Here is an 18,043-nt window from a genome sequence, read left to right as displayed (position 1 = left end):
CAAAGCGCCGACCCTTTCGGGCGGCGCTGATATAAGCGGACGAGGTGAAACCGACGGGCTTTTGCCTACCCATCGAAGTCACCCAGATTGATGTTCAAACGGCCGAGCCGGTACAGCAGCGTGCGCCGGGGCAAGCCCAGTTCGCGGGCCGCGAGCGTCTGGTTGCCGTCGTTCTTGCGCAGGCAATCGAGCAGCAGATTGCGTTCGACCGCTTCCAGTCGTTCGCGCAGATTGAGGCCGCAGTGGTCTTCCGGCGCCGATGCCGGTTCCAGGCGCAGCGAGAAATGCTCGGCGAGCAACTCGCCGCCCTCGCACAGCAAAACCGCCCGTTCGACCAGGCCTTTGAGTTCGCGCACATTGCCGGGAAAGGTGTAACCGGACAGGTGATCCAGCGCCGCTTCCGACCAGCGCACCGGATCGCGTTGCAGGAATGCGCAGGCCTTGTCGGCGAAGTGCTTGGCCAGATCGAGGATGTCGCCTTCGCGCTGGCGCAGGGCCGGCAATTCGATCGGGAATTGCGCGAGGCGGTAGTACAAGTCCTCGCGGAATTTGCCTTCGCTGACCAGCACCGACAGATCACGGTGAGTCGCGGCGATGATGCGCACGTCGATCTTATGGGTGTCGTTGGAACCCAGCGGACGGATCTCGCCTTCCTGCAACACGCGCAGCAACTTGGCCTGCAACGCCAGCGGCATGTCGCCGATTTCGTCGAGCAACAGGGTCCCGCCATTGGCCGCATCGAACAGCCCTGCGCGGTCGCGGTCGGCACCGGTGAAGGCGCCTTTGCGGTAGCCGAACAGCTCGCTTTCCAGCAGGTTTTCCGGGAACGCCGCGCAGTTCTGCACGATGAACGCCTGGGACCGGCGCGGGCCGCAATCGTGGATCGCGCGCGCGACCACTTCCTTGCCGGTGCCGGTCTCGCCGCGCAGCAGCACGGTGTACGGGCTGTGCAGGACTTTGCTGATCAGCGAGTAGGTCTGACGCATCGCCGCGCTCTTGCCGATCAGGCCGTAACCGCTGGCACTCGGCAGGCTACGCACGACCGGTGCAGCCGCATCCATGGGTTGCCGCAGGCGCTGCAGCAAATGCAATTGACCGAGCACGAACGAGCCGAGCTGACCGAGGGAATCGGCAAACCCTTGCAGGTTGATGTGGCGACGGCTGGCGCACAGCAACAGACCTTCGACAGCCTTCTGCCCGTTGACCAGCGGCACGCACAACAGTGACTGCCACGGCGTGGCCGACGCTGGCAGGAAACTGGTTTCGTGCAGGCTGCCGCCCAGGTCGTCAAGGCACACCACGCGGTTCTGGCACAGGGCGAACTGCAGCAATTGTTCGCCGTTGTAGTCCGCCGGCAGGCTCGCCGCACCACGCGGTTGCAGCAAGCCGTCGAGGCACTCGGCGTTCATGCCCAGGCACGTGTGGGTGGCATCGAGCAGATACAACTGCGCCAACTCGCAGCCACTCAACCCGGCCACGCCGCGCACGAAGTCACCCAGCAGCGCAGCACCGTCCGCCGAGCGCGACAGGCTGGCGAACTGCGCCAGCAAGGCTTCGGCATAGAGCAGTGGCTGCGGCACTTGAGTGAACATCACACTCACCTCAGGCGAACTCGCAGGTCACGCTGGCTTCGCCATCGAGCGTCGCATGCACGCGCTTGAGGCTTTCACCGGTGGCCATGGCGTCGAGCAAGCGGTCGGCCACCAGCGGCAGCACGTGCTGGTCGAGCAAGTGGTCGATCAGGCGCGCACCGCTTTCGCTCTGGGTGCAGCGCTCGGACAGGTGATCGACGAGGTTCTGGCACCAGCTGAAATCCAGCTGACGACGGTTCAGGCGCTCGCCCAGACGACCGAGTTTGATTTCGATCAGTTCGCGCAGCACCGGGCCGCCGACCGGGTAGTACGGCACCACTTTCATCCGCGCCAGCAGCGCCGGTTTGAAGTGTTTGCTGAGCACCGGGCGAATGGTTTCTTCCAGCACTTCGGCGGTCGGACGCGCGCCGTCTTCGCAGAGGTCGCTGATCTTGTCGCTGCCCAAGTTCGAGGTCATCAGGATCAGCGTGTTGCGGAAGTCGATCTCGCGCCCTTCGCCGTCGTTGGCCACGCCTTTGTCGAAGATTTGGTAGAACAGGTTGAGCACGTCCGGATCGGCCTTCTCGACTTCATCGAGCAGCACCACCGAGTACGGCTTCTGGCGCACGGCTTCAGTGAGCATGCCGCCCTCGCCGTAACCGACGTAGCCTGGCGGCGCACCGATCAGGCGGGAAACGGTGTGTTTCTCCTGGAACTCGGACATGTTGATGGTGGTGATGAAGCGATCGCCGCCGTACAGCAGGTCGGCGAGTGCCAGAGCAGTTTCGGTCTTGCCGACGCCGCTCGGGCCCACCAGCAGGAACACGCCGACTGGTGCATCAGGCTTGTTCAGGCCGGCAGCGGTGGCGCGCATCGAACGATCCAGTGCGTGCACGGCTTGTTCCTGACCACGGATGCGGGTGCGCAGGTCGGTGGCGAAGCTTGCGACTTTGGCGTTGTGTTCGCGGGCCAGTTGCGCCAATGGCACGCCGGTCCAGGCGCTGATCACTTCGGCCACCAGACGCGGGCAGACTTCGAAGCTGACCAGACGCTCTTTGACCTGCGCAGCCGTCAGCTCGCTGTGAGTCTTGTTCAGCTCGGCCTCCAGCGCTTCGACGCTCTGGCCTTCCGCGACTTCGGCAGCGAGAGTTTCGATCACGGTGCCTTCGGCGTCCTCTTCAACACTGACGGTCGGCTCGACGGCGGCGGCTTCGCGAGCCTTGGCCAGTTGCTGACGCAGCTCCAGCAGGCGCTCGGCCAGTTGCTTCTGTTCGGTCCACAGGGTTTCCAGTGCGACCATCTCGGCTTCGGCTTCGTCCAGGCGCGCTTCCAGAGCATCCAGCGCTTCGTGGTCGATCAGCAGGCCGGCTTCGGCATCGCGGCGCAGGGCCTGACGCTGACGGCCACCTTCAGCCAGTTCACCACGCAGGCGCTCCAGGCTTTCCGGGGCGGCGGCGAGGCTGATGCGAACGCGGGCGCACGCAGTGTCGAGCACATCGACGGCCTTGTCCGGCAGTTGCCGACCGGCGAGGTAACGGGCGGACAGCTCCGCTGCCGACACCACCGCGTCATCACGCAGGTAGATGCCGTGGCTCTTCTCGTAGACCTGAGCCAGGCCACGCAGGATGGTCACGGCTTCGCTCACGGTTGGTTCATGCAGTTGAACCGGCTGGAAACGACGGGCCAGCGCCGGGTCCTTCTCGAAGTATTTCTTGTACTCGGCCCAGGTGGTCGCGGCGATGGTGCGCAGTTCGCCACGGGCCAGCGCCGGTTTCAGCAGGTTGGCCGCGTCGGAACCGCCGGCATTGCCGCCCGCGCCGATCAGGGTGTGGGCTTCGTCGATGAAAAGGATGATCGGCTTCGGCGAGGCTTTGACCTCGTCGATCACGCCTTTCAGACGACGCTCGAATTCACCTTTGACGCTGGCGCCGGCCTGCAACAGGCCCATGTCCAGCGACAGCAGCTCGACGCCCTTGAGCACTTGCGGCACTTCACCGGCAGCGATGCGCGAGGCCAGGCCTTCGACGATGGCGGTTTTACCGACACCGGCTTCACCGACCACGATCGGGTTGTTCTTGCGGCGACGGGCGAGGATGTCGACCATCTGGCGGATCGCGCCATCGCGGCACAGCACCGGGTCGAGTTTGCCGTCGCGGGCCTGTTGCGTCAGGTTGTGGGTGAAGCGCTGCAGCAGCGATTCGCCCTGAGCGGCCGGCTTACCGTTGGCAGCTGGTTGCTCCTGTTGCGACAGGGCGAATTCTTTCAGGCGATCAATGTTCAGTTTGGCGAGCAGCGGCTGATAACGGCTGCCGGCGTAGCGCATCGGATTGCGCAGCAGCGCGAGGATCAGCGCCGCGTCTTCGACCGAGGTCTGGCCCAGTTCAAGGTTGGCCACCAGCAACGCGTCTTGCAGCCACTGCACCAGCTCTGGAGCGAACACCGGGTTGCGCGAAGCGCTGTGCTCGACCCGCGACTGCAGGGCGGCGCTCAGTTCGCCGGCATCAACGTCGGCATCTTGCAGTGCACGGGAGAGCAGACCGTTCGGACGCTCCAGCAGGCCGAGCAGCAAGTCTTCGACCAGAATCTTGCTGCCGCCACGGGCCACGCAGCGCTCGGCCGAACGCTCCAGATCGCGACGGGTTTCGGCGTCCAGCGCCTGGATGAGTTGTTGCAGGTCTACGTTGATCATGGCTCACGTCCTTAATGAATTTTGCTGCCCAGGGTCACCACGCCGTCTGCTTTTTCGCAGCCCAGCCAACTGGTCCACCCCAGGCGACAGTCGTTCTTTTCGCCAATGCGCAGTTCGCGGATTTCTTCCGGGCGCAGCACCAGGCGAATGTCGTAATCGAGCGGGTCACGCAAGGTGAACCGCACCAGCGCGCAGAGCGGCTGGTAACCGAAACCGATGGGCAGGAATTCGTGGAATCGCTCCCAGTCGAGTTCGGTGATGTGAATGCGGAACTTGCCGCTGCGGTCGCGCACGCGTTCGCCCAGCACCAGGTCTTCACCCAGAACGCTGTTGGCGAAGCCGAGGCGGTTGCGCTGCTCTTCGAGGATCTCTACGCGGCGCTCGATGCACTGCTCGATGACCAGGTCTTCGTGCTTGAAGTAGTAACGCAGCACCGCTTCGATCAACGCCGCCGAGTGCGCGCGCAGGCTAAGCAGGCCGAGGTAAGGCAGCAGGCGTTTCCAGTTCAGCTCCTTGGCCTTGCGGATCTCGTCGCCGCCGAGGCCGATCAGAGCGAACAGCTGCGACGAAAACGGGTCGACCGCGCCGCTCTGGAAGCTCGCGCGATAGCGGTACTTGCGCCAGATCGGCAGCATCAGCCGTTGCAGGCGATGGTGGAACAGGTCGAGGAAGTTGCGCGTCGGGTTGCCGTCTTCGCTGTCGCCCAGGGCTTGTTCGCCGTAGAACGCCGGCAGCGGTGAACCGGAACCGACCAGGCCGATCAGGTTGAACCGCAGCCGCGCGCGCATCTGTCCGTGCTCTTCGAAAAACTCCACGCGATCGACATCGCTGCGCGGAAATCCAAGGCTCGGGTTGGCCTGGAATTCCAGCTGGTCGTACAGGTCGTCTTCGCTCAGGTACGGGTGCGCATCGCGCAGCCGGTCGATCACCAGCAGCACGGCCTGAAACAGCGAGTACTCGCGTATTACCTTCGTCAGCCCGCTTAAAGCAGGGGCTGCAGGCCCATACGTGGTGTCCATTGGTACACCTCTCCCTGTGTGCTTTTTACCCGCAGCTCATGGAATGAATTGAGACTGGCGTAAAGCGCGAAAAACTCGTTGAGAACCGAAGCGAAGACGAACAGGTCGCCCTCACCGATATACCCTTCCGGGTCGATGGTCAGTTCGGTACGCAGACCGCGCACCGGCAGACCACGGTGCAAGCGGTCCACGTGGTGATGCTTGATGTGCTTGAGGCCGCCGAGCAGGCGCTTGCTGACCTTCTCCGCGTGCTGGTCGTAGTAGCGCGGCAGGTCGTAGGTTTCGAGAATCACCTTCAGTGCATTGACGTCGGCCAGCGACAGATAGTTAAGCGACATGTTGCTGATCAGCTTCCACAGGAAGTCACGGTTCAGCGGCGGCGCGAAACTGGAAGTGGCCGGGGTGATGTTGCGGAAACTCAGGAACTCCGGGGTCTCTTCGCAGGCCATGCAGATCTGCCCGAGCTTGAGTTTGCGCGGCAGGTTCTGGTTGGTGCAGACCAGCTCGATCGACAGGGTTTCGTGGGCCTCGGTGTGGCGGATACCGAAGCTCAGATAGGTGTCGAGACCATCGTGCAGCAGCGACGAACGCTGGCGGATGCTGTAATGCGGACGGCTGTTGGGCACGTCGAAACTCGGGTCGTGCTCGAAGGATTCGAACGGCACGTACTCCTGATAGCCGAGGCCGCCGGGCTTCCAGCCGGTCACGGTCTCCACCGAGAACACGCCGCAGTTTTCCAGATCGTATTCAGCCGGCAGCAGCAGGTATTCGTCCTGTTTGCCGTCGAGGCGGATCGGCAGCGCGTCGTGCTTGAACAGGTTGACGATCGGCGTGCAGAACAGCTTCACGTTATCCGTCGTCGGACGCATGCGCATGATGCCGCTCTTGCGGATATCGAAGCGCAATTCCAGGCCGCGCATCTGCTTGAGGGTGTCTTCCGGCAGCGCCTTGAGGATATCCAGACCGTGGACATCGACGAACAGGAACTTGTCCTGGAAAGCGAAGTATTCCTGCAGGTAGCGATAGCCCCGGAAGGTGTTCAGCGGATACGGGATCAACGCTTCTTCTTCAGCAAAGCCCACTGGCTTGACCCGGTCGCCCGGAATCTTGAACGCCATCGGCTTGCCGCTCACGCCATCGATCGGCTTGCCGGCACCGTCGAGCGGGATCAGTTCGATACCGTCGAGGTTGCGCAGCAGGCTCAGGTAGAGCATCTGGCTGATGTAGCGCTCGCCGGCAAAGTGCAGACGCAGCTTGCTCAGCTCCAGTTCGCCGAGGTGGCCATCGGCACTCATCTCCAGGCGCAGGCTGAGCAACGAACCGTCGCCCTTCACCGAGTAGTTCAGCGCGGCCAGATCCAGCGCCATGACTTCGGTCGGGTAGCAGGTGCGAAAACGGCAACGCACGTCTTCGATGGGCACGCTTTCAATCGGCGTATCACGCTCGACCTTCAGCGCCGGCCCCGAGCGCTTGAGCGGATCGAACTGCAAAATGCTGAACGCCGGCAGCGGGCGCATGTAGTTCGGCCACAGCAACTGCATCAGCGAATGGCTGAGCTCCGGCAACTCGTCATCGAGCTTCTGGCGCAAGCGCCCGGTCAGAAACGCAAAGCCTTCCAGCAACCGCTCCACATCCGGATCCCGCCCGGCCTGCCCCAGGAACGGCGCCAACGCCGGACTACGCTCGGCGAAACGGCGGCCCAGTTGGCGCAGTGCGGTGAGTTCGCTTTGGTAGTAGTGGTTAAAGGACACGGAGAGTTACCTGTTTATCGTTTTTTCAAGAAAACCGGGTGGGTGATCAGCGCCAAGGCGCTTCACGGGCAGAAAGCCCCGTCATCGAGCGTCCAGGAGCGAACTGCTTTCTCTTCGGTCTTTTCAACGCCTGCTATCGCTTTGCGCAACGCTTGCGCATCGATGGTTTTACTGGCCGTTGGGCTTTTCAGCATCAGGTTGTATCGGTGGCTGATCTGACCCAATACGTCTTCGCCGAAGGATTGATAGTTGGCGACGGAGTTGCGTTCATTCGGAGCCAACGTGAAGCTGCGTGGCTGATCGTCGTAGTTGGAGTCGTTTGCCAACGTCAGCTCCAGCGGTACTCCACAAGTGTTCTGCAGGTACACGTCATTGCGGTAAACCTGTTGGACAGTACAGGCAGCCAATGAGAGGCCCGCCCAGCTCGACATGTAGATCATTCCTGGCAGTTTCATGGGCAGATCGAAGCCTCGCGGATCGTCCACTCGCGCTGGGTTCCTTCAGTGACTTTCTCGACAACGGCCAGGCGCTGTTTCAACTGAGTAGCGTCAATGGATTTACTGCCCGCAGCGTCGTTGATGGTCAGCTGATAGTTGCTCGGGATCTGTTCGATCACGTCTTCACCGTAAGAGGCAAAGCTCGCCACGAGCGCACGAGCGCCTGTTGCAACGGTCAGGTTGCGATCCAGTGAGTGCATGTTCGAGCTGTTGGAAACCTTCATCTCGAGTGGCTGGCCACAACGGTTTTCCATGTACACATGGTTGTTGTAGACCTGCTGCGCTGCGCAGCCGTACAGGGAGACAAACAGCAGAATGAAACCGGCGAACCTAGTCATCGAATTCAACCCTGGCCAGCCAGAGCAGGCTTTTCACGTCTTGTTCAGAAGCGGCCATGCGCTTCTGCAGGCTGGCGGCCGACTGGGTGTAGCTGCTGAAGTAATGCATTACATCCACCTCCCCCGTGCTCGGTGTCGGATGGTTTGCCTTGGGGTTTTGCATCAACGTTGACGTTTCTTTGTGCGTCCACGAGTAATTCGGGATCAGTCCGCCACCGTATTCGTTGAGAATCAGATGCCCGAACTCATGGGCCGAGGTCTCTTTGAACTCTTCCTGTGCATAGTTGGCAGCATCCGCAGCCGCAAGGCCTTGACGCTTGACGAGTTGGTCAAAGGCATAGCCGGCGTTGTGGTAAACCTTCCGGGCAATTGCCAGGCTGGTCGAACGACCGAAGTCCGCTGACAACGAGTCAATCAACGGGAAGTTCCCGGCCTTAGGCTCGACGTTGACCTCGGCCTTGACCGTGACTTTGTAGACCCCTTTGCTGGTGGTGATCCCTTCGGCGATACCACCACCGCGCGAACCATTGCGTGACCAATACAATTCGATGCCTTCCTTGGCCCAACCCAGCAAAGTGCTGAACGGCGTAGGCACCAGGCCAGGCGTAGAACCACTGCTGCCACCATTCGAGAAGCTCGGGCGCAGCGTTACTTCCACGGTCTTGGCATTGCGATCAATACGCACATCGACCCACTTCACCTCTTCAGCCGAACAAGTGAGCTTCACTTCGGTGACTTGCTGCTTGCCCGCTCCGGTCGCGGTCAGACGAACTTTGAGGTTCGGGCTTTTCAGGATTTTGGTGTCGAGGATGCCGGCAGTGTCGTACCCATCCCATTGCCACGGGTGCTTGCCAGGGGGCAAGAACGGGGCGGTATTGGCTTCGGTGTAGACCGGCTTTTCACCGTCCAGCACTTCCAGCTTCACACTATCTGCCGCGTCCATCCGGTTCTCGACGACAAAGTCGACCAGCTCGCGGTTTTTCGATGTTCCGGACTTCAGTTCATCGAAGTCCGGTATTTCCAGCGGGGTCAAAACCGAGTTGCCACCCGACTTCAGACCCAGTCGGTACTCCAGAGCAGCGGCGACCGCAACCGCTGCCAGCCCCGAGAATGGTGCGGGCGTATGCGAATTCCCGATGATTACCGTCCCGGAGCCGGCAGTGACCTTGTTGCCATGGGCCCCGACCGAACCAACGGTGGCAGCCGGCTTGCCGTTGATCAGAACCGTCGTCGCCAGATCGCCGACCAATGCGCTACCACACGCCGAAGCATCGCCCTGGCGAGCGGCCGGGAGGCCGTCGAAGAACACGTCGCCGGAACCGGCGGCAATCGGGTTGGTGCCGTGACCGGGGAGCGGGCAAGCGGTGGGGTCGGATACGCGTGCTGCCGGTTTGCCAGACATCGGGGTTCTCCTTAGTTGACCTTCACTTGACCGCTGCCATCCAGGCGCGCGGCAAAACTGACCTGACGCTTGAAACCCTCGACTTCCAGCAGGCCTTCGATGCTGAAGGCCAGGCGAAGCTGGTCGTGGTCACGCGGCAGGGAAATGACACGCACGTTGCTCAGGCGCGGTTCGTAGGCCTCGATGAAGCTTTCGATGGCCAGGCGGGCCTGACTCAGGGAGTCGTGCAGGCTCAGGCGCATGTCATTGAGATCGGGCAACCCGTAGTCGGACAGCGTTTGCACGCTGCCGGCCCGGGTGCTGAGCATTTTGGCCAGATGGGCAGCCACCGACGCCATGGCCGAAGCCTCGAGGCTCTTGCCCTTGCGCTGTTCCGCGTCGCCGTTGAGGCGCTCGAAAAGGCTGCCGTATCCGTCCATGAGTCGCTCTTACTCTTTGTCCAGCTTGCCAACCAGCGACAGGGTGAAATCGGCACCCATGTACTTGAAGTGCGGACGCACGTTCAGGCTGACGCGGTACCAGCCCGGCTCGCCTTCAACGTCGCTGACGATCACTTGCGCAGCGCGCAGCGGACGACGGCCACGTACTTCGGCGCTCGGGTTTTCCTGGTCGGCCACGTACTGGCGGATCCACTTGTTCAGTTCCAGCTCGAGGTCGGTACGCTCTTTCCACGAACCGAGTTGCTCGCGCTGCAGCACTTTCAGGTAGTGAGCTAGGCGGTTGACGATCATCATGTACGGCAGTTGGGTGCCGAGCTTGTAGTTCAGCTCTGCCGCCTTGCCTTCTGCGCTGATGCCGAAGAACTTCGGCTTCTGCACGGAGCTTGCGGAGAAGAACGCCGCGTTGTCGGAGCCTTTACGCATGGTCAGGGAGATGAAGCCTTCCTCGGCCAGTTCGTATTCACGACGGTCGGAAACCAGAACCTCGGTAGGAATCTTGGTTTCGATTTCGCCCATGCTTTCGAAGTGGTGCAGAGGCAGGTCTTCAACCGCGCCGCCGCTCTGTGGGCCGATGATGTTCGGGCACCAGCGGAATTTGGCGAAGCTGTCGGTGAGCTTGGTGCCGAACGCGTAAGCGGTGTTGCCCCACAGGTAGTGCTCGTGGCTGTTGGCAACGTTTTCCTTGTACACGAACGATTTGACCGGGTTTTCTTCCGGGTCGTACGGGTTACGCAGCAGGAAACGCGGAACGGTCAGGCCGACATAGCGGGAGTCTTCCGAAGTACGGAAGCTCTGCCATTTGGCGAATTGCGGGCCTTCGAAGTGATCTTTCAGATCCTTCAGGTCCGGCAGACCGGTGAAGCTTTCCAGACCGAAGAATTTCGGGCCGGCGGCGGCGATGAACGGCGCGTGGGACATGCAGGCTACGCTGGACACGTACTGCATCAGCTTCACGTCCGGCGAGCTTGGGGACATGTAGTAGTTGGCAATGATCGCGCCAACCGGCTGACCACCGAACTGGCCGTATTCAGCGGTGTAGATGTGCTTGTACAGGCCCGACTGCATCACTTCCGGCGAATCTTCGAAATCGTCCAGCAGATCGTCCTTGGAGACGTTGAGGATTTCGATCTTGATGTTTTCGCGGAAGTTGGTGCGGTCGACCAGCAGTTGCAGGCCACGCCACGACGATTCCAGCGCCTGGAAGTCCGGGTGGTGCAGGATTTCGTCCATCTGACGGCTGAGCTTGGCATCGATCTCGGCGATCATGCGGTCAACCATGGCTTTCTTGACCGGCTCACCGTTGTTCTGCGGCTTGAGCAGCTCTTCGATGAACGCCGACACACCGCGCTTGGCGATGTCGTAGGCTTCGTCGTCCGGCGTCAGGCGGGTTTCGGCGATGATGCTGTCGAGGATGCTGTATTCGCCGTTTTCGGCGGCGTTCTGTTGTGCTGCGCTAGTGCTCATTGTGTTGGCTTCCTTGGCTGCTGGAGTCTCAAGCGTCCGGGGCTGCGGCGTTCAGGCCCAGCTCACCGAGTACGCGACCGCGGGATTCATCGTCGGCGAGCACGCCTTCGATGGCTTTACGGAACGCAGGTGCGTTACCCAGCGGGCCTTTGAGGGCCACCAGCGCGTCGCGCAGTTCCATCAGTTTTTTCAGCTCAGGCACTTGCTCGACCAGGCTGGCCGGGTTGAAGTCCTTCATGGAGTTGACGCGCAGTTGCACGGCCAGCTCGTCGGCCTCGCCATCTTCCTGCAGACGGTTCGGCACGCTCAGCGTCAGACCCAGCTCTTGCTTGGCCAGCACTTCGTCGAAGGTCATCTTGTCGATGCTGATCGGCTTGCGATCCTCGATCTTGCGATCGTCCTTGCGGTGGGTGTAGTCACCGATTGCCAGCAGCTTCAGCGGCAGTTCAATCTCTTCCTGAGCACCGCCGGTGGCGGGTTTGAAGGTGACGTTGATGCGTTCCTTGGGGGCTACCGAGCCTTCTTTGGCCATGGCTTTTCTCCTTGCGGTTGTGGCCCTGGGGCCTATTCGAGTACCACTTCGAGGTCGAGGTGGCACAGCCTGCGATAAATCTCTTCCTTGCGTTCACGTACGGCATGGTTCTGCGGTAACAACTCGCAGCAACTGTGCAGCAGGTGCAGCACTTCCAATGCAAGATCGGGCTCCCAGGCGTGCAGGCCTGAGTCCTGTAATGTCTGATCGAGGGTTTCGAGCTGGTTCTTGGCCAGTTCGTATTTCTTGGCCAGGAAGCACAGCCGCGCGAGGGCGAACTGCCAGAAAAAGCGTTCGCGACCGCCGTGTGCCGATTGCAGGCCCTGCTTGAGGATCTGCACGGCGGGCTTGAGGCCTTCCTTGCGCAGGATCGGCTGGACTTCTTCGAGAGCCTTTTCCCAGGCTGGCTGGGTTTCGGCGTTTTCGGTTTCGACCTTGCGCGGCGCGCTGGCGCTTTGCAGGTGCGGCATGACGTTGGCGGCGATCCACGCCCGGGTGGACGGATCGGCGAACGGCGCGCCGTCATGGAAACGCAGCTCAATGATGCCGGGCAGGCGCTGAATCAAAAGCGCGAAGTGGATTTCCACTTCGCGCATGGCCAGCTCGGCGTTGAGGTTCTGGAGACATTCCCAGACCATCCTCTGGCCATCGAACCAGAATGGCGCCTTCGCCAGGCTCGCCTCCAGTTCCACCAGCAGGTCGGCGTATTTGCCCTGATCGAAACGGTCCTGATACTGCTTGAGCTTGTCGACCGGCAACCCGCGCAGCACGGTGATCTGCTCGGCATTGCGCTCGGGAACGGCGTCGATCGTCATCCACAGCAAGGTGCGGTTGAGGCGCAGGGCGCGCAGATCGGTGGCTTTCTGCTTGAGCCACCAGGCGCACAACGGACGGGCGCTTTCCTGCTGGGCGCGCAGGGCCTTGTGGGCTTCTTTCTCGTTGTCGATCGGCGCGCCGGGCGCCAGCAACTGGCTGGCGGCCTGTTTGACCTGTGCCACCGCCGCGCCCACCACGCCGGGAGCCGGCTGGTTGTCGGCGGCGCGCTGGATCATGGTTTTCAGGCGGCGGGAAAGCGGTAGCAGCAGCGGCGCATCATCGCCCAGATGCTCGGTGCAGGCGGCGTCGAGACCGGACAGATGCTCCGATAACTGCCGGAACATCGGCAGCTGTTCCTTGATCGCGATGTTCTCGGTGATCACCTGCTCCAGACGCGGCACCAGCCAGCCAATGGCGGCGGCCCGGGTGCGGGGTTTGAGCGGGTGAATCTCGGCCCAGTTGTTTTCCGACAAATGGTGCAGAAAACCGAGGCCGGCCAGCAGACCGGGGAAGGATTCACGCTGGTACAGCGACCAGGTCAGCCAGGCGCCGACACGCAAATCCTTTGATTGAGTACGCAGGAGGTTTTCGCTGTTTTCGCGAATTTTCAGCCAGTCGATCTGCCCGCTTTCGTGCATCGACGAGGCTTTGGCCAGCTCGCTTTCCAGCGCCTCGAACTCGCTCGAGAAACGAACGTCTTCGCCCGCAAAATTCTCTTTGGAAACAGAGACTTTAGCGAGTTCGAGGTAATGGGCGGAAAGTTTGCTCGAGTAGGACATCCATGGCCTTTATTTGGATTACGGTCGTGCGCCTATTGGAATTGCAGCGGCGCGGGACAGTATCGAAGAGCAGTGGGAAAACTCATCCAATTGAGTGTTTGCTCTTTCAAGTGCGCGCATCGTAATCAGTATGATGGCCACTAGCAAGCATCTGATTAAACAACAAGACGAAGTGTTCATTGGGGTGTGTAGGAGATCGCCCTATATGTCGCAGGGTTTTCCCTGATATCGGTTTATATTTCACATTTTCGGCATTCTGCCCCGTAAGCATTGATCTAGAGCGCCCAGTGAAAGCCAGCAACAGTGATGGCACGCCCGTTCCATAAATACGGATAAAAGCATGACAAAAACGAAAAAAATTTGAAGTAGGACGCTTCCGAAAATACACGCTCATCTATTAACAAATGACTGGCGACAACTACAAACAGTAAAAGTGCCATCAAATTGATGGCAATTCATACGTTGAATATTGTTGGAATACCTGCACAGACAGCACTATCGCAGGGGGCGTTATCGCCTTGAATCACTTTCCCACAGGCATTTCCCACAACCCTGACGCTGTTTTACAACACGGAATGTTCCGACTTAAACCAGGGACTCTTCTTACATAAATCTGTTTCATGCCTTGTTAGCGTGCCGGCCAATGTTCGCGTGCGCTGACCAGGGAGGGTTTCGACATCACGCCAAATTTCCCTCTCTGCTTAAGGACAAGCGTATGTCTGGAGCTGTCATTTCTGCGCGCTTTACGCTGCAGATTCCCGCCGTTCGCAACGACTTCAAGGTGTTGGCTTTCGAGGGTTCCGAGGCCGTCGGCACGCTGTATGCCATCAAGGTAGAACTCGTCTGCGAGGTTCATGATTTCGACATGGAACCTTTGCTTGGTCAGCCGGCGTTCCTGCGCTTCGGACTGAATGGCGAAGGTATTCACGGGTGCATCGAGGATGTACAGGCCGGCGAGTCGGGAAAGCGCCTGTCGCACTATGGCCTGACACTGGTTCCAGTCCTCCACTATTTGCAGTTCAGTCACGATCAACAGATTTTCCAGAACCAGACTGTCCCGCAAATCATCACCCAAGTGCTCAAACGGCACGGCATCCTTGCCGATGCGTTCAGGTTCCATGTCCGGACCTTGCCACCACGCGCATACTGCACCCAGTACGGTGAAAGCGATTTCGAGTTCATCCAGCGCCTGTGCGCCGAAGACGGCATCACATGGCATCACCAGCATTCTGTGGAGAGGCATTTGCTGGTGTTCACCGATGACACGGTGTTCCTGCAGACATTGCACGCAACAACCTACCGGCACGACAGCGCGATGGTGGCGGAGCACCCGGTGGTCCACCGGTTTTCCTGGCACGCCCGAACACGTACCAGCCGCGTCACCCGTCGGGACTACGACCTGAAGCGCCCGCACCTGCTGCTTGAAAGCCGCTTTGTCGCCGATTTCACACCCGGGCTTGAGGACTATCGCTATCCGCTGGCGATGGAGAACGAAAAACGCGGCAAACAACTTGCCCGTCAGGCCCTGGAACGCCATCGCGCCGACTATGAAACAGCCGAGGGTCAGAGCAACCAGCCAACCCTGCGCTGTGGCCACCTGTTCGAACTGACCAAACATCCTCGCAAGCAATGCAATGGGCTGTGGCAATTACTCGAAGTCACGCACACCGGGCGACAACCTCAAGTTCTGGAGGAACACGCTACACACGAAACCGCTTCTGCAGACGGTTTTACCCAGGGATATCGCAACAGCTTCCGCGCCATACCTGCCGAAGTGGTTTTCCGCCCGCCTCTATCTGCGCGCCGTCCTCCGTTGGTGAGCCAGACGGCTCGGGTAACCGGGCCAAAAGGTGAAGAGATCTACTGCGATGAGTTCGGTCGCGTGAAGATCGAATTCCACTGGGACCGGGCCGAGCTGAACTGCGAACGCAGCAGTTGTTGGGTACGAGTGTCGTCGAACTGGGCCGGAAACGGTTTTGGCGCAATGACCCTTCCCCGCGTCGGAATGGAAGTCGTGGTGACCTTTCTGGAGGGCGACCCCGATCAACCACTGATTACCGGTTGCGTGATCAACAAACTCACACCCGCGCCTTACAGATTGCCCGAGCACAAGACCCGCACCGTACTGCGCAGTCGCAGCTCACCCGACACCGGCGGCTACAACGAACTGACGCTAGAAGACCGCGCCGGCCAGGAACTGGTTTACCTGCGCGCCCAACGAGACATGGAGCGGCAGATCCTCCATGACAGTCGACTGGAGGTCGGACGCGATCGACGGGAAAGCATCCAGGGCAGCAGCCAGACATCTGTCGGCAAGGTCATTGCCGTCGAGGCAGGACAGCACGTGCAGATCAAGGCCGGTGCCAATGTGGTGCTGGATGCGGGCGCCAGCATCACGCTGAAAGCAGGCGGTCATCACATCGTGATCGACGAGGGCGGGATCTTCAGCAGTACCGAGATTGTGACGGGCGGCGAGGTATCCAGGGATGAATCTGCCAAGCGTTTTGTGTCGCAGGCCACGGGTAATCCGGCAGCGAGACAGACGAACGCCTCGCAACCCTCCCCAGAGGAAAGCGAGCTCGAAGAAGAGGAAGAAGAAGTCGAGCTGGAGGATGAAACGCCTGCCGGGATTACGTTGCGGATTGGCGTGTTTTTCGATGGGACGGGGAACAACAAGGCCAACAGCGAAACGGTCGCGGCTTGCTATGCGCCAGATGCCAATCTGGCGGAGGCGGCCGAAGAGATCCAGAAGCACTGCGCCACTTATGGCTATGACGGAAATGGCAACTCGCCGGATAACAGTTATGGCAATGATGTGAGCAATATTGTGCGTTTGCATGAGCTGTATACGGACCATGCCTTCGAGGTATTGCCGGAGAAAACGAAACAGGCTTCCTTGCGCGTATACATCGAAGGCATTGGTACGACAGCTGATGGAGGCGATTCACTTTACGCCCAGGCAACCGGACGAGGCGAAACGGGTGTCCTGGCTCGTGTGGAGCAGAGCCCTGAAAAAATCATGAAGCAAATGCGGGTACTGATAAAAAACAACCCCAACGCGCTAATAGAAAGAATCGAGTTCGATATTTTCGGTTTCAGTCGAGGCGCCGCCGCTGCACGGCACTTCGCAAACGAGCTGCTCAAAGGCAAGGGCAGCATTCTTGCAAAAGCGCTGCCAGCGGGCTCTCCGTCTTTAGCAAGTAGCTTTGACTGGGATCCACAATCCAGTATCGGCATCAATTTCATTGGTCTGTTTGATACCGTCGCGGCAATCACCAATCCATGGTTACTCGACTTCACAGGCGCCAACAGCAGAAATCCCGGGCTGGACTTGAAGCTGCCTGAGGGTTGCGCCAACAAAATGGTGCACCTGGTGGCTCGTGATGAATATCGCGAGAACTTTGCCCTTAACAGCCTGGGTGAGATTGATCTGGTATTACCCGGCGCCCACTCGGATCTGGGAGGTGGTTATCTGCCCAGAGCCAAGGAGAAACTTCTGTTGAGCAGTCCGGTCACCAGCACCATCAGCCAAAGCCACGAAGCGACCCGTAGCGCAGCTTATGTCGCTGCCGAAAAGGAGGCGTTTGCCTGGTATACGAAAGGCGTCATCGAAGATGACGCTCCAGGCAATCAACTGCGTGTTGCACTCTGGGAAACCCCTGTAATTCAACGATCGGAAAGGGGCAGTTCCACACCGGATCCCCAGAAGCGGGTTTATGCTGCGGCCATGATTGAACGCCCGGTACACGGTGAGTTGTCGCTGGTGTATTTACGCATCATGCGTGAGCTGGGGGTCAGACATGGTGTGCCATTTGAAGCGATTGACGAAAACGATTCAAAACTTTCGCTACCTGAGGAACTGATCCCGATCCACACCAAGCTTGAGGCTTATGCGCTTGGAAATTCATCCGTTGAGGGACTGACCATCAAAGAACGGGCTTTGTTACGCAGCCGCTATATCCACCTATCTGCGCACTGGAACGCAGCCAAAGATTTCAACAACAGCGACTGGAGCGTTGTTTTCATCAACCGCCCAACAAAGAACAAACAACGAGTGGTGCACCCCCATGAATAAATTCACTCGGCCCGTCAAAAAACACACGGGGTTCGTCTTCGGATTGCTGTTGGTGCTTTGCACTCAAAGTCATGCACAACCGATCACCAAACGGCCCTGGTACCTCGGCTTCGGAGCACCCGCCTACATGGAGGTCTGGATTGAAACGGCCGACGTGGTGGATATCCGTGAACGTGTGTTCAAACGCGCCGGAGCCGGGATTGCCTCGGTGAACACCCCCGCCGACAACAAGGGCAAGCCCGCAGGCTGGCCTGACAGCCCCGGCAGCGGCGCCGGACGTGACGTCACGGGTGCCGATCTTCCCCGCTTGATCTATGTGCGATGGCAATCACTGGCTGAGCCTCAAACCTATGAGGCCTACATTGTGATTCCCGAATCTGCGCGGGAAATCATGCGCAAACCGGAAAAGGCGTACTGCAGACTGGATGGCAAATGGATCACGGACTACCGCGACCGCATAGGTATCGGCTTGGCGCCTGGCGGCATCGCCAAGGTATGGCTAAGTGGGCCGTGCTTGAAGTCAGTCGAAATTACCCGAGTCGAAGGAACTATCAATCCCAAAGGTCCCTATGACGGTAAATCCGGAGGTCAACATCGACCTCTCAAAGACGCATCCAAAACCTACATCGAAAAATACGGCATCCCCTACGGAAGCTGGTAAGGAGAGTGA

Annotated in this window: 12 protein-coding genes and 1 pseudogene; 2 read left to right on the top strand and 11 right to left on the bottom strand. The window is 59.9% G+C overall.

Going from position 1 to position 18,043, the window contains the following annotated elements:
* Positions 1 to 65 precede the first annotated feature (65 nt).
* From CAF87_RS10410 to tssA, 11 genes and pseudogenes are all read right to left on the bottom strand, one after another.
* The gene (locus tag CAF87_RS10410) at positions 66 to 1,592 is read right to left on the bottom strand and encodes a sigma-54-dependent Fis family transcriptional regulator (RefSeq protein ID WP_085731354.1); all 1,527 of its coding nucleotides are present in this window, start codon (positions 1,590 to 1,592) and stop codon (positions 66 to 68) included.
* Between the two features lie 10 nt (positions 1,593 to 1,602).
* The gene (gene tssH / locus CAF87_RS10405) at positions 1,603 to 4,260 is read right to left on the bottom strand and encodes a type VI secretion system ATPase TssH (protein ID WP_085731353.1); all 2,658 of its coding nucleotides are present in this window, start codon (positions 4,258 to 4,260) and stop codon (positions 1,603 to 1,605) included.
* Positions 4,261 to 4,271: 11 nt separating this feature from the next.
* Positions 4,272 to 5,279, bottom strand: a complete 1,008-nt coding sequence (tssG, locus tag CAF87_RS10400; RefSeq protein ID WP_039765146.1) for a type VI secretion system baseplate subunit TssG — start codon at positions 5,277 to 5,279, stop codon at positions 4,272 to 4,274.
* Positions 5,243 to 7,030 (bottom strand): type VI secretion system baseplate subunit TssF, encoded by a 1,788-nt coding sequence (tssF, locus tag CAF87_RS10395; protein WP_085685957.1) that lies wholly within the window; start codon positions 7,028 to 7,030, stop codon positions 5,243 to 5,245. Before tssF ends, tssG begins: the two co-directional genes overlap by 37 nt.
* Before the next feature lie 62 nt (positions 7,031 to 7,092).
* Positions 7,093 to 7,515: a hypothetical protein gene (locus tag CAF87_RS10390; protein WP_256576001.1), complete on the bottom strand. Its 423-nt coding sequence runs from the start codon at positions 7,513 to 7,515 to the stop codon at positions 7,093 to 7,095.
* A complete protein-coding gene (locus CAF87_RS10385; protein ID WP_085731352.1) occupies positions 7,482 to 7,865 on the bottom strand; it encodes a hypothetical protein in 384 nt (127 codons plus the stop codon). Before CAF87_RS10385 ends, CAF87_RS10390 begins: the two co-directional genes overlap by 34 nt.
* Positions 7,866 to 8,973: 1,108 nt before the next feature.
* Positions 8,974 to 9,267, bottom strand: a pseudogene (locus CAF87_RS29480) (PAAR domain-containing protein); the annotation flags it as partial.
* Between the two features lie 11 nt (positions 9,268 to 9,278).
* Positions 9,279 to 9,686: a type VI secretion system baseplate subunit TssE gene (tssE, locus tag CAF87_RS10375; RefSeq protein WP_064379801.1), complete on the bottom strand. Its 408-nt coding sequence runs from the start codon at positions 9,684 to 9,686 to the stop codon at positions 9,279 to 9,281.
* Between the two features lie 9 nt (positions 9,687 to 9,695).
* Positions 9,696 to 11,171, bottom strand: a complete 1,476-nt coding sequence (gene tssC / locus CAF87_RS10370; RefSeq protein ID WP_085731350.1) for a type VI secretion system contractile sheath large subunit — start codon at positions 11,169 to 11,171, stop codon at positions 9,696 to 9,698.
* A 28-nt stretch (positions 11,172 to 11,199) separates the two neighbouring features.
* Entirely contained in the window at positions 11,200 to 11,703 is a 504-nt protein-coding gene (gene tssB / locus CAF87_RS10365) for a type VI secretion system contractile sheath small subunit (protein WP_003229587.1), read from the bottom strand.
* Positions 11,704 to 11,735: 32 nt separating this feature from the next.
* On the bottom strand, positions 11,736 to 13,298 hold the full coding sequence (gene tssA, locus CAF87_RS10360; RefSeq protein ID WP_085731349.1) for a type VI secretion system protein TssA: 1,563 nt from the start codon (positions 13,296 to 13,298) through the stop codon (positions 11,736 to 11,738).
* 715 nt (positions 13,299 to 14,013) lie between these two features.
* On the opposite strand from tssA, the gene tssI reads away from it, so the two are divergent.
* On the top strand, positions 14,014 to 17,373 hold the full coding sequence (gene tssI / locus CAF87_RS10355; protein ID WP_085731348.1) for a type VI secretion system tip protein TssI/VgrG: 3,360 nt from the start codon (positions 14,014 to 14,016) through the stop codon (positions 17,371 to 17,373).
* Entirely contained in the window at positions 17,366 to 18,034 is a 669-nt protein-coding gene (locus CAF87_RS10350) for a DUF2931 family protein (protein ID WP_085731347.1), read from the top strand. Before tssI ends, CAF87_RS10350 begins: the two co-directional genes overlap by 8 nt.
* The last annotated feature ends 9 nt before the right edge of the window (positions 18,035 to 18,043 follow it).

It is taken from the genome of Pseudomonas sp. R38(2017), from assembly GCF_002112395.1.
Classification (GTDB): domain Bacteria; phylum Pseudomonadota; class Gammaproteobacteria; order Pseudomonadales; family Pseudomonadaceae; genus Aquipseudomonas.
The sequence above is the reverse complement of the archived record's forward strand: the minus strand, read 5'-3'. Positions and strand labels throughout refer to the sequence as shown.

What these genes read in the sequence shown, in the direction of transcription:
- CAF87_RS10410 (WP_085731354.1), bottom strand. Translation starts at nt 1,592, where the DNA reads ATGTTCACTCAAGTGCCGCAGCCACTGCTCTATGCCGAAGCCTTGCTG.
- tssH (WP_085731353.1), bottom strand. Translation starts at nt 4,260, where the DNA reads ATGATCAACGTAGACCTGCAACAACTCATCCAGGCGCTGGACGCCGAA.
- tssG (WP_039765146.1), bottom strand. Translation starts at nt 5,279, where the DNA reads ATGGACACCACGTATGGGCCTGCAGCCCCTGCTTTAAGCGGGCTGACG.
- CAF87_RS10385 (WP_085731352.1), bottom strand. Translation starts at nt 7,865, where the DNA reads ATGACTAGGTTCGCCGGTTTCATTCTGCTGTTTGTCTCCCTGTACGGC.
- tssE (WP_064379801.1), bottom strand. Translation starts at nt 9,686, where the DNA reads ATGGACGGATACGGCAGCCTTTTCGAGCGCCTCAACGGCGACGCGGAA.
- tssC (WP_085731350.1), bottom strand. Translation starts at nt 11,171, where the DNA reads ATGAGCACTAGCGCAGCACAACAGAACGCCGCCGAAAACGGCGAATAC.
- tssB (WP_003229587.1), bottom strand. Translation starts at nt 11,703, where the DNA reads ATGGCCAAAGAAGGCTCGGTAGCCCCCAAGGAACGCATCAACGTCACC.
- tssA (WP_085731349.1), bottom strand. Translation starts at nt 13,298, where the DNA reads ATGTCCTACTCGAGCAAACTTTCCGCCCATTACCTCGAACTCGCTAAA.
- tssI (WP_085731348.1), top strand. Translation starts at nt 14,014, where the DNA reads ATGTCTGGAGCTGTCATTTCTGCGCGCTTTACGCTGCAGATTCCCGCC.
- CAF87_RS10350 (WP_085731347.1), top strand. Translation starts at nt 17,366, where the DNA reads ATGAATAAATTCACTCGGCCCGTCAAAAAACACACGGGGTTCGTCTTC.